The sequence below is a fragment of the Williamwhitmania sp. genome (genome assembly GCA_035529935.1).
Lineage (GTDB): Bacteria > Bacteroidota > Bacteroidia > Bacteroidales > Williamwhitmaniaceae > Williamwhitmania.
This window is the reverse complement of the sequence record DATKVT010000190.1, coordinates 1-12,162: the sequence shown is the minus strand read 5'-3', so window position 1 is coordinate 12,162 and position 12,162 is coordinate 1. Positions and strand designations below refer to the sequence as shown.

The following is a 12,162-nucleotide window of genomic DNA, read 5'->3' as shown; positions in this document are numbered from 1 at the left end:
CCTCAATAGGTGCTGCACCTACTCCAGAGCAGCTGCACTTTGTAATTGCTCCTGGTAGCGACGATTTTCACTTTAAGGTTATTAATACCTCAGATGTAAAGGGAATTGCTAACTGGAATTTGGGAAATGGCAGCAAGGCGGTTGGCGACACAGTTGTGGCCTACTTTCCATTGGAGCAGAGTTATACTGTTCAGCTTACCCTTTATACCTCGGGTGGAACGGCAACCATTTCTCAGGATTTTGCTCAAACAAAGACCGATTATACCTACTTCGAAGATCCATTGCTAATTGCTCTATGCGGTGGTACCGAAGCGGTAAATGGAAAAACATGGGTCTCTGATAGCTTAGAGGCAGGACACTTTGGCGTTGGTCCAACCGATGCTATGACGCCTACTTGGTGGTCAGCCAATCCATTGGACAAAACTGGGTTCTTTATATACGATGATGAGTTCAATTTCAACTTAGTGGGTTTCAGCTATCATGTAAATACCAATGGTCAAACTCTAGTAGCTCATCCAGCTGCAAACCAGGGTCGAACAGCCGGGTACTATGGAGCAGCATCGTATAGTGATGCCACCGACGAGGTGGTTGCTACCCTTGATGCTAATCGTGGTGATATGACCTGGATGGTTGATAAGGTAGGCGATACCTACTATATTAAATTTGGACAAACTGCCGCCGTACTTGGCTACGACGCAGGACATGAGCGAGTATATCAAGTGTTGGATTTTAACGAAAACTACCTCTACGTGCGTTCGGTAAACGATGCTGAAGCTCGCTACGATAAGCTAATTCCAAAGGGATATGCTAAGCCAGCTGTTACGTTTGATTACAGCGTTGTGGCAACGGCTAATCCCAACGAGTATAGCTTCTCGCTTACCAACGTTGCTGTTCCCAATGGTTTTACAATTAACTCCATTGTTTACGATTTTGGTGATGGAGTAACGCAGGAGGCAACTTCTACCTCTGACGTTCTAACCTACACCTATATGCGAAAGGGTGTATATCCTACCAGCGTAAAGATTAGCACTTCAAACGGTGATTTTTCCAAGTCGTATAGCTTGACGGTTGACAACAACCATCCGAACTATATTCCTTACCTGCTTGATGCCATGGTGATGTATAACGATTTTGGTGAAACAACGCTTGTTCCGATGGCTTTTGACCAATCGGATGGTGGTGGAAGCATTGCCGTTGTGAACAATCCAGACGCCTCTCTCTATCCCAATAGAAGTGCTCACGTACTGCAGGTAACAAAGGCAAATGCTCAGTGGGCAAATGCTTACATGCTACTTCCCGCTGGCTATAGATTCAACCTCACCCTGCAAACCACCTTTAAGATGTTGGTATATGGTAATGTCGGTGACGTAATTTTGTTGAAGTTGGAAAATACCGACTATGGCGGAAATGCTTGGACAACTGGTACCAACGACCTTACCTACACCATTCAGCAGTCGAATAAGTGGGAGATTGCCGAATTCAACTTTGCAGGTATTGGAGCTGGTAGCAGCTCTACTGGTCAGATTTATACCAGTGACATTACCACTGATTCTCGTTTTAACGATAACTTCTACAACGTTGTCCGTGTAATGATCAACCCTGGAAACAATGGAGGAACATTCTCCTTCTACATGGACGATCTTGCTGGACCTCACGTTGAAGGGCTGAAATAGTTTCATGGAAGGGGTAGGGGAAACCTTACCCCTTAACTTAAAATCGAAAGAGAATGAATAAATTGACGATACTATGTGCTTCAATGCTGATGGCTAGTTGTAGCGGCGGATCCCAGCAGCAATCACCTAAGCAATTTTTATCCAGTGATAAGGTGATTGAGCATAAGGTGGATTCGGTGCTCAAGCTGATGACTTTAGAAGAGAAGATAGGCCAGATGAACCAGCTAACTGGGGATGGAGAAGTTACCGGCCCCATTACGTTGGCTTCGTCATACCAGGAGGCCATTAAAAGAGGCGAGGTTGGTTCCATGCTCAACGTTAATGGTGCAGCTTATACTCGAAAAATACAGAAGATTGCAGTTGAACAGAGTCGCCTTGGAATACCCTTAATTTTTGGCTACGACGTAATTCACGGCTATAAAACCATTTTTCCTATTCCCCTTGGCCAAGCCGCTTCGTTCGACCTTCAATCTATTGAACAGTCAGCCAGAGTAGCAGCTATTGAGGCAGCAGCTTCGGGCCAGCATTGGACTTTTGCTCCCATGGTGGACATTGCCCGCGATCCTCGATGGGGTCGTGTAATGGAGGGTGCTGGGGAAGATCCTTACTACGGCTCATTAGTTGCAACTGCTCTGGTAAAGGGCTTTCAGGGAAAAGATTTGAGCGATACCGGCACCATAATGGCCTGTGCCAAGCATTTTGTGGCCTATGGTGCCGCAATGTCAGGACGCGATTACAACACCGTTGACATATCGAATCGTACGCTTTATGAGGTGTATTTACCACCCTTTAAGGCTGCGCTCGATGCAGGTGTGGCAACCTTTATGTCATCCTTCAACGAACTCAATGGTGTACCAGTAACCGGAAATAAGGAGATGATTCACGACCTTTTGAAGGGGAAGTGGGGATTCGATGGCATTGTGGTTTCCGATTGGGCATCAATAATGGAGCTCATGCCACAGGGTATAGTTGCAAATCCTTACGAGGCTGCCGATTTGGCCATGAATGCTGGAATCGACATGGATATGGAGGCTCATATCTACATCGCAGAGCTGCCCAAGCTGCTAAAGGATGGAAAGGTTACCGAAGCGCAAATTGATGATGCTGTTCGGCGTATTCTTCGAATGAAGTTTAAGTTGGGCCTGTTTGACGATCCCTACCGCTACTGTGATACCCTCAGAGAGAAGGAGCAGGTTTTAAGCCAAGGTCATCTGGATATTGCTCGAGATGCGGCACGTAAATCCATGGTTCTGCTGAAAAATAGTGGAGTACTGCCATTGAGCAAAGACGTGAAGTCAATAGCGGTGATTGGCCCTCTAGCAGATGATCAGCTCGATATGATAGGAACTTGGTCGGCTAGGGGTGAAGCAAAAGATGTTGTTACGCTCCTTACGGCCATTAAGGCGAAGTTACCAAAGGCTACTGTTACTTACGCTAAAGGGTGCGAGATTGAAGGCGACTCCAAGGCTGATTTTGCTCAGGCATTGGCCGTAGCACGTCGTGCCGATGTAGTGGTGGTTGCTGTGGGTGAAGCTGCCATGATGAGCGGCGAGGCACTTAGCCGTGCTTACCTCGATCTTCCTGGCGTTCAAAGGGATCTTGTGATTGCCTTGAATGCGCTGCACAAACCCATGGTGGTGGTAATGATGAATGGTCGCCCGCTAACCATTGAGTGGATGGATCAGCAGGTACCTGCCATTTTGGAGGCTTGGCTTCCCGGAACCATGGGGGGACCAGCCATTGCCGATGTGCTTTTTGGCGACTATAACCCCTCGGGAAAACTTCCAATGACCTTTCCTCGCTCTACGGGCCAGATTCCACTGTTCTACTACCAGAAGAATACAGGGAGACCTCGTATCGACTCGGTGCGCTATACTTCCAAGTATATCGATAGCCCCAATACCCCGCTCTATCCGTTTGGTTATGGATTAAGCTATACCAAGTTCGACTATACAGACTTTGGAATTAGCAGCCCAACCATTGGCATGAACGATACCCTTACGGTTTCTGTAAAGGTAAAAAATACTGGAAAGTATGACGGGGCTGAGGTTGTACAGCTCTACATACGCGATATGGTTGGCAGTGTTACTCGTCCAGTTAAGGAGTTAAAGGGAATTAAGAAGATATTTTTAAAGGTTGGTGAAGAGGCCAACGTTAAGTTCAAACTCACGGCTCACGATCTGGCATTTTACACCAGAGACATGGAATTCAAGGCAGAACCTGGAGATTTTAAGGTGTTTGTTGGTTCTAATTCTTCTGATTTGCTTGGGTTAGACTTTAGGTTGGCCCAATAGGGCGGCGGCGGGGATATCGCTTCATTATCCCCGGCGTTCTCTTTTTTCTTAATTCTTTTGTAGATTTCGATAATAAATTTGAAGATGAAACAGAGCTATATATTTATCATTTTCCTAATGGTGCTGAATATTCCAGCCTTCTCCCAAATTCAGGTGATGGTTTGGAACGATGAGTTCAGCAATACCGGCTTGCCCGATGCTACCCGCTGGGGGTATGATGTTGGGGGTAGTGGCTGGGGAAACAACGAGCTGGAGTACTACACCAACGCAAGATTGGAGAATGCCCGCTGTGAAAACGGAAATCTCATTATTGAGGCTCGCAAGGAGTCGTATCAAGGGATGGGCTACACCTCTGCTCGGCTTGTTACAACAAACAAGGGCGATTGGCGCTACGGTCGTTTCGAGGTTAGGGCAAAACTTCCCGGTGGAAAGGGCACTTGGCCTGCCATTTGGATGCTTCCCACCACTTGGGTTTATGGTAGCTGGCCATCAAGCGGTGAGATAGACATTATGGAGTATGTAGGTTACGATCCCGGAAATGTGCATGGTAGCATTCATACCGAGGCATACAACCATACCATAGGCACTCAAAAAACCAGTACCTACGTGGTGGCAGATGCTGAAACGGCGTTTCACACCTACGCTATTGAGTGGACTGCTGAAACAATTGATTTTTTTGTGGATGATGTGAAGTATTTCTCCTTTGCCAATGAGCACACTGGCTATAAAGTTTGGCCCTTCGACCAGCCATTCCACTTCATACTCAACCTTGCCGTTGGTGGCGATTGGGGAGGTGCTCAAGGAGTCGATCCAAACATCTGGCCACAGGAAATGGATGTGGATTATGCTCGCGTTTACCAGTATATTACAAAGGACCAAATTGCCGTGGATGGTCCGGCTAATGTTAGTCCTAATGCAGCTGGCTTGGTTTTCAAAACCCAAAATATTGTGGGTGCCACCTATCACTGGACAGTTCCTGCTGGAGCCACCATTGTGTCCGGCGATGGAACTAACCAAATTGTGGTTAACTGGGGAACCAGTGCTGGGGATGTGCAGGTTGAAATAACCCATCCCGATGCTGGAGGTATCTATTCCAAAAGTGTTGCAGTGATAACTGCACCGTCTGGCGACAAATATACTGTAGTGGATTTCAGCTCTTCGGGAACGGAGGGCTGGACTCCCTATTCCAATGGAGGCAATACCATTACACTGAGTAAGCAGGATACGCTCCTGCTTATTAAGTATAATATAGTTGACCCATCTGTAAATCCTCACGTGGACTTTACCTTTTCCAATCCGGTGAGCATGAGCAACCTTTCCAACCTTGCCATTTGGATGAAGACCTTAAATCTTAGCAACTCGGTGGTTGTGCGGGCTGACCTTTTCGATATCGATGGGAAGTATACCGACGTTACCCCAGTATTTCGGTTCACTCCAACCTTACCCAACGGTGACTTCCACTGCTACCAGTTCGATTTTACCAACAATTGGGGTTCCAACACTCCCGTGTATGGAAGCACGGTAAACCAAAGTGCCATAGCAGGTATCCGCTTTTTTGTGGACTATGGTTTTTATGGAAAGGTAGCAAGCGACTCGCTATGGCTCGACAATATAGAGATTACTAAGGACCCCATTGCAACGGCTGCCATCACACCCAGCCTTTTGTCGAAGGTTACAGTATACCCAAATCCATGCTCAAGCATGATTACCATTCAAACTCCTCAAGGTGCAGGAGAGCCAGAACAGATTATTGTTTTAGATATGCTTGGAAGGCAGGAGATAGCCATGGATGGCTCCAAACAAACTATTGACGTTACCGCTTTGTCTGCTGGTATGCATATGCTAATTCTAAAATATAAGGCTGGGCAAGTTTCCACATTGCTTATGAAGCAGTAAGATAAATAAAGGAGTTATAGGAAGATTGAGGAAGTCGGAGTGCGGCGTTCCAATAATTTGGAATTAAAGGAAGATAAAGAATAACGCGATTGTATGGCCGTAAAATTTTATGTTTCTGAACAATGACAAATTTGTCAAAAGAATATTTCCCCGCACTTCAGGGTGGGGGTAGATGCAGTTCCAAAAGCGAGCGGTGCACGGACCGTAACTGTTCATTGAACCTCACCTGCTATGCACCGCAATTACAAAAAGGTGTTACAATATTTGAACCTGAAATCGCCTGAAGTTTAACACAAACATACCTTAAAGCCTAAGTCCCTAAATACCTCCTAAAAACTGAGCATAAAATCGATTAGGTTGGTCTCACTCTCAATTCCCAGCTTCTTACGCAACCGGTAGCGGCTGATTTCCACCCCACGTACGCTTATGTTTAGCATTTGTGCAATATCCTTGGTGGTCATATTTAGTCTTAAGTAGGCACACATTTTTAGCTCGTGAGGAGTAAGGCTCGGGTAGGCATCCTTCATCTTTCGGAGGAAATTGCCATGCACCTCGTCGAAGTGCAACTCAAAGCGCTGCCACTCGTTGTCGAGCTTGATGTCGGACTCTATGGTGTGAATCAACTCCAGCACCTCTCGCTGCGATACCGGATTTATCTTCTTGGCCACAGCCTCCAGCTTAACTTTAATTTTGCTCAAGAACTCGTTTTTGTGAGTAATGTGAAGCGCAATGCTGGCCAACTCGCGGTTCTTGCCTTCAACGTCAATTTTCTTCTTTTCCACCTCGGCCTGCAGCATTTCGTTACGCAGCTTTATTATCTCCTTCTCGGCAAGCAGTGCTTCGCGTTCGTATGACTCCTCCTGTGCCTTTAGCTCCCGTTCCTTCTCTTTTTGCAGCTTAGTGGTGGCTCGGGCAATCTTTTTCTTCACCACCTTACGGGTAATTAAGGCAGCCCCAATTAGCATAATGATGTAGGCTACAAAAGCCAATTTAGTAAGGTACCAGGGGTAGCCAATGGTAAAGCTAACTTGTGCTTCCTTGCTCGCATTATTTTCCGAATCGATTGCCTTAACGTGAAACACATACTGGCCAGGCGAAAGGTTGGTGTAATCCTTATGGTTACCTGTGGTATAGGCGGACCACTGAGCATCGTGTCCCTCGAGCCAAACGCTGTAGTGCAGATTTTGCTCGTTAAACTTGGGTGATGTGTATTCAAAGCTTACCGAGTTCTGCCTGAAGGGTATCCTTATTTTAGCAACATTACTTCCACCGTAATCGCTGAAGAAAACTGGGCCGTCGGAAGCCAGCGACCGCATCTCCTTTACGTAGCAGGAGTAAGGTATGGTGTCGTTGTTGGGAAGTGTAGCGTCGTAGTGGATTACACCTGATTCGGTTCCCACAAAAATGTTGGCCATATCCTCCACAAATATGTTTTCGTATGCATTCACAAAGCTGTTGCCAAATTTGGTGAGCGGTGTCGATTCCAGCTTGTATGTGTTGGGCGATTCGTGCTTCAGTAGTGCTATATCGTTTTTCTTCAGAACCCAGATGTTGCCATACCTATCCTCAATTAGCCGACGAATGTTCAGCGAGTCCTTTAGCATACGGTTAAATTCGGAGTAGCGCTCCATTCTGTCAGTAATGGCGTTGTAGCGGTAGATACCCTGGTTGGTAATAAACACCACTTGGTTGCGAACCTTGTCAACCGATATGCCAGCCTTTTGTGGGAATCCCTTGGCCTGGTCGTAGAGGTAAGAGGCAACCACGCTATCCTTGGCTTCGTTGAGCACAATCTTAAATATTCCCTTGTAACCATGAGCCATCCAAAGGTTTTCATACTCATCTTCGGCCAGCAATCTCGACGATTCGTTAAACCCTTTTACCTCCTTGTAGAATTGCCAAACACCGTTCTTCTTTTCGTAGAGGTGAAGCCCGCTATACTTGCCCACAATAATCTTGTCGGGGTGGTTTCTCAGCCGTAAAAACTGCCACGAGCCCTCCTTTTCAGATATTTTTTTGGCGCTGCCGTCCACCAGAAATGTGCCAAAGTTATGGCCGCAGTAGAGGTTACCATCGATAATGCTGAGCGACCACACCTGTCCTTTGGTGTCCTCCACCCTTTTAAAGTAGGGCTGGTCGGAGAGAATGTTTGCCTTCTCACCCCACGGGGCAACGTATATTCCTTGGTTGGTGCCCACGTAGAGTTTGGAGTTGAAAATATTTACCGCGTAGCAGGCACCTAGGAGCCCTAGACCTTCGTCGTAATAGGACAGGGGAGAGTTGAGTTCCAGGTAGTCGATACCATTGTCGAGACCAAGCCACAGGTTGTGGTTAACGTCCACAAAGGTGCTTAAAATGGTGTTGTTCTGCAGCCCCTTGCGGTTGTTCACATACTGCACCACGTCGCCGTTTTCCCTAGTAATGAGCAGCCCATCCTGAATGGTGCCAAAGGCGTAGTATCCACCGGGAATGGCCGACGCCGAGAATATTTGGTTCCGCTTCAGGAATGTGTTAGCCTCGTTGTTCCATGGAACAAACTTGTCGTTGGCGTATATCCACACGCCATGGTTTATGGTGGCAAAGAGGTATTTTTCTGCATCAATCTTTAGCACTGCCCACACCTGAATGCCCTTAAAGGTGCCGTGATCGTTGTAAGGAATAAAGCGGTTGTTGTCGAAAAGGTAGATGTTGCCGCTCTTACCCTGAACATAGTAGCGCTGCCCGATGAAGAACGAAAACTGTAGCGGTTCCGGCGGCGTTAGGGCTGTAATGTGTTCACCCGCTAGCACCATTACCTTGGTAAAGCTCTGGAATATAACCTTGTTGCCGTACTTGTATATGCGCCACACCTCATCAATGTCGGTCACCTTTTTGTTGAGCAGCGGCATGAGCGAGTGGTAAACCAGCCCCCTTTGCCTGTCGTGCAAAAAGTAGCCAAACTCGTCGAAAGAGCCAGTAAAAATGGTATCGCCAACGCAAAGTACTGAGCGTACAAGCTTGCTACTATCGGGCATGTAGTTGAGGTTCCAGAACTTACCGTCGAACTGCAGTAAGCCGTTGTTGTTGGCAACGTAGATGAACCCCCTGTAGTCCTGGCTGATGCCCCAGTTTTGCGTACCTCCGCCGTATTCCACCTTCATGAAGTTGCGCATTAGCGGCGTACCCTTTTGCTTTACCTGAGCAAATAGGAGGGTGGTGTAAATGAAAAAAGCACTGAGGATCAGTATTTTACGCATATAATAGGCGTTAGGCTTGCAATAAAAAATTAACCTAAAATTAGCATTCCTAGCCAATAATATACGCTGTTGGACAAAAAAGTTGAGAAGATAAGTGAGGAATAGGTCAATGTCGTTCCTCACGATTATAGTTCCGGTTGAGACGATTAGCGTGTCGTTCTTCACGATTAAGGTCTCACTATTCGGTTTTGATGTCGTGCAAAAGCCTTTTATCTGTCTTCAAATGGGTTTTGATGTTGTGCAAATGCTGTGTGTCCTGCGTTACCACAGGATACGAAGATATGAAAAGTTCTTTGAAGTGGTAACATAACTTTGAGAGAGATGATAGGTATTGTCATGCTTTGTTTCAGTGTAATTGCGGAGGTCGAGCGAACAGACTGGCTGAGTTACAGGAAATAATAACAAGACAATTGGACTATCGGTAAAGGCTGTTCAGGCAGATTTACCAAACCGCCTTGAGGTGCTACACTTTCACGGTGCGGTGCTTAGCGTCAAGGTCAAGGCAAAGCCAGACGTTCGTATGTCGAGGCCTTGTATGGTATGAGCAGAGGAGTTGAACGCAAGTGAACCCTTATTGAAGTGTCGTAAATAACGTTTACTGCGGTAAAATCGAGGGGGGAGCGACCCCGAGAAATAAGAGTGTAATGGTTAACCTGATTTACGGTTACACACCGCACGGCATAAAGAGGGCAAGAACTCTGTTTGGGCTCTGTCAAGGAACAGGAGAAGCAATGCTGTAATGTAAAGCCAAACGGTGGAAAATCCCGAAGGGAAAACGCCAAAAGTAGCGAAGTACAGCACTGTGGCAGATGAAGTCGCAGTAGCGAGAATATCCAAGAGAGCGGGAGTAATGACCTCACAAGCGAAGGACTTCACATAATAGGTTCAAAATTGTATAACAACTTAAAATCACTTAAGGATGATTTTCGAAATTGAACAGAAGACGCAACCGATAACGACGGAGCAAATTAATGAAGCTTTTAAACGAGTAAGAGCCAATTGGGGTAGCTATGGAATTGACCATGTAAGCATAGCGCAGGTGGATAATAACAAACGCAAATACCTGTATCCTTTGTGGAACAGAATGGCAAGCGGGAGTTACTTCCCAAAAGCAGTCCGCCAGAGTTTAATATCAAAAGGATGCGGAAAACTGCGAGCATTGGGCATTCCAATCGTAATTGACAGGGTTGCACAGCAAGTAATTGCAGCTGAACTGGAAAATATGGTAGATAAAACGTTCAGCGATAGTTCATATGGCTATCGCCCGAATAAATCTGCACATCAAGCCATAGAGCAATGTCGAATCAACTGTATGAAGTACAGTTGGGTGATAGATATTGATATTAAAGGCTTTTTCGACAATGTTGACCACGATTTGCTAATGAAAGCCGTGCAATGGCACACAGATAAGAAACATATCTTACTGTACTGTAAACGCTGGCTAGAAGCACCCGTTCGGAAAACCGATGGAACTATTCAACACCCAAACGGAGTAGGAACGCCACAGGGCGGAGTAATCAGCCCAATTTTGGCAAATACTTTTCTAGACGTAGTGTTTGATAAGTGGATTGAAAAGCGAAATCCCGAAGTTGTTTACGAACGCTATGCCGATGACATTGTTATACACTGTAGCAATATCAAAGAAGCGCTGCGACTGCTAGAAGCGATAAAAGAACGATTCAGAACTTGTAAACTTGAGGTTAACAAGGACAAAACAAAGATTGTTTACTGTCGCCGAAACCAGAAGAAACGACCACCGTTTAAAGTTTACTATCAGAAATTTGATTTCCTTGGTTTCACGTTTAAACCGAGAATAATTAAAGAGCGAGGCAAACTAAAACTGGGATTCTCTCCTGCCATTAGTCAGAAAAGTATAGCCCGTATAAATGATGAGCTGCGAAAGCTCAAAATACATCGTTGGACTTACTTTAGCCTGAGCCGAATAGGGGAGATTTTGAAATCCAAAATCAGGGGTTGGCTCAATTACTACTCAAAATTTCGTAGGTCGGAGTTACGACACTTATTTCGTGATTTCAACAAGCGATTAGCCAAATGGATACGCAACAAGTATCGCAGATTTAGGCGTAGGCACTGGTACCATGCATACAAATATCTACAATCAATAGCCAAACGCTACCCGTATATGTTTGAGCATTGGAAAGTAGGGTTTATGCCTTAATCGTTGTCTTTTATTATGAAGAGCCGTGTGAATCGAGAGGTTCAAGCACGGTTCTGTGAGAGGTTTGGGGGTGAGATTCCCCCTTACCTACTCGATTTTTTCATATCTTGTTTTTAAGCTTTAATGTTTTTAAGTCGTATATGTGTATTTCATTTTTGTCTGTCTTATCATATTTGTTATTATTATTTGTGTCATAATGTCCAGTAATCACAATAGTTCCAGTCAACTTGTTAGTTGTCCATGTCCTTACAAAAAACTTATCATCTGTCAATTGAGTTTTTTCTTTGCCGTCTGGCGATAAAACTATTATTTGTGTCGGGTCATTCCAATCAATTCCACTTTTTCCATCAAGATCAACTGTTCTTGCAGAAACAATGATTAAATTAATTCCCAAACTGTCTACTTTAATTTGTTCAAGCTTTTCAGTCCATGAGTCAGTTGGAAAGTCAACTTGTTTTGATTCGCCAGTCTTGGTGTTTAGGAATAAAAGGTATCTACTTTTTGTTTCAAACATTTTACCCCAGTTCTCAATTGAAGCAATTACATATTCAGTCCCGACAACTTCTGTCAGTTTGTTGAAATGAACGTAATTAAACTTGTCTTGTCCGTAAGTGGTCAAGTTTAAAATTGTCAAAGCGATTATTAATATTTTCTTCATTGTCATACGTTTTCTATTATATTGTGGTGTCGGTCTGTTTTTTTAAGCTGCCGCATAACTCGTTTATAACCCCACCTTTTAGTGCGGTTTATTATCCTAGATAATGGTTAAAACCCTGCAATTTTATTGCAGGCACTTTCAGTTTCTATAAATCTCAATCTTTGTATGAATGAGTTTCTTGTTTGTTCTGTTTTCTTTTGTGCTCTTATTTGTGAATTTTATTCAC

The 12,162-nt window shown here is 45.1% G+C and carries 6 protein-coding genes; 4 read left to right on the top strand and 2 right to left on the bottom strand.

The window, feature by feature from the left end; translation table 11 throughout:
• From VMW01_14715 to VMW01_14705, 3 genes are all read left to right on the top strand, one after another.
• On the top strand, window positions 1–1,673 hold a 1,673-nt coding region (locus VMW01_14715), incomplete at its 5' end, for a hypothetical protein (GenBank protein HUW07498.1).
• 53 nt (window positions 1,674–1,726) lie between these two features.
• A complete protein-coding gene (locus VMW01_14710; GenBank protein HUW07497.1) occupies window positions 1,727–3,967 on the top strand; it encodes a glycoside hydrolase family 3 N-terminal domain-containing protein in 2,241 nt (746 codons plus the stop codon).
• A gap of 84 nt (window positions 3,968–4,051) precedes the next feature.
• Window positions 4,052–5,863 (top strand): family 16 glycosylhydrolase, encoded by a 1,812-nt coding sequence (locus VMW01_14705; protein HUW07496.1) that lies wholly within the window; start codon window positions 4,052–4,054, stop codon window positions 5,861–5,863.
• A 329-nt stretch (window positions 5,864–6,192) separates the two neighbouring features.
• Here the strand turns inward: VMW01_14705 and VMW01_14700 are convergent, their stop codons facing one another.
• Window positions 6,193–9,099 (bottom strand): triple tyrosine motif-containing protein, encoded by a 2,907-nt coding sequence (locus tag VMW01_14700; GenBank protein ID HUW07495.1) that lies wholly within the window; start codon window positions 9,097–9,099, stop codon window positions 6,193–6,195.
• Window positions 9,100–10,018: 919 nt separating this feature from the next.
• Between VMW01_14700 and ltrA the strand changes: the two genes are divergently transcribed.
• Complete coding sequence (gene ltrA / locus VMW01_14695; GenBank protein HUW07494.1) at window positions 10,019–11,278, top strand: group II intron reverse transcriptase/maturase; 1,260 nt, start codon at window positions 10,019–10,021, stop codon at window positions 11,276–11,278.
• A 100-nt stretch (window positions 11,279–11,378) separates the two neighbouring features.
• On the opposite strand, the gene VMW01_14690 is transcribed toward ltrA, so the two are convergent.
• The gene (locus VMW01_14690; protein HUW07493.1) at window positions 11,379–11,936 is read right to left on the bottom strand and encodes a hypothetical protein; all 558 of its coding nucleotides are present in this window, start codon (window positions 11,934–11,936) and stop codon (window positions 11,379–11,381) included.
• Between the last annotated feature and the right edge of the window lie 226 nt (window positions 11,937–12,162).

Bases quoted from the DNA above. Each gene is read 5' to 3' on its own strand.
- VMW01_14710 (HUW07497.1), top strand. From the start codon at position 1,727: ATGAATAAATTGACGATACTATGTGCTTCAATGCTGATGGCTAGTTGT.
- VMW01_14705 (HUW07496.1), top strand. From the start codon at position 4,052: ATGAAACAGAGCTATATATTTATCATTTTCCTAATGGTGCTGAATATT.
- VMW01_14700 (HUW07495.1), bottom strand. From the start codon at position 9,099: ATGCGTAAAATACTGATCCTCAGTGCTTTTTTCATTTACACCACCCTC.
- ltrA (HUW07494.1), top strand. From the start codon at position 10,019: ATGATTTTCGAAATTGAACAGAAGACGCAACCGATAACGACGGAGCAA.
- VMW01_14690 (HUW07493.1), bottom strand. From the start codon at position 11,936: ATGAAGAAAATATTAATAATCGCTTTGACAATTTTAAACTTGACCACT.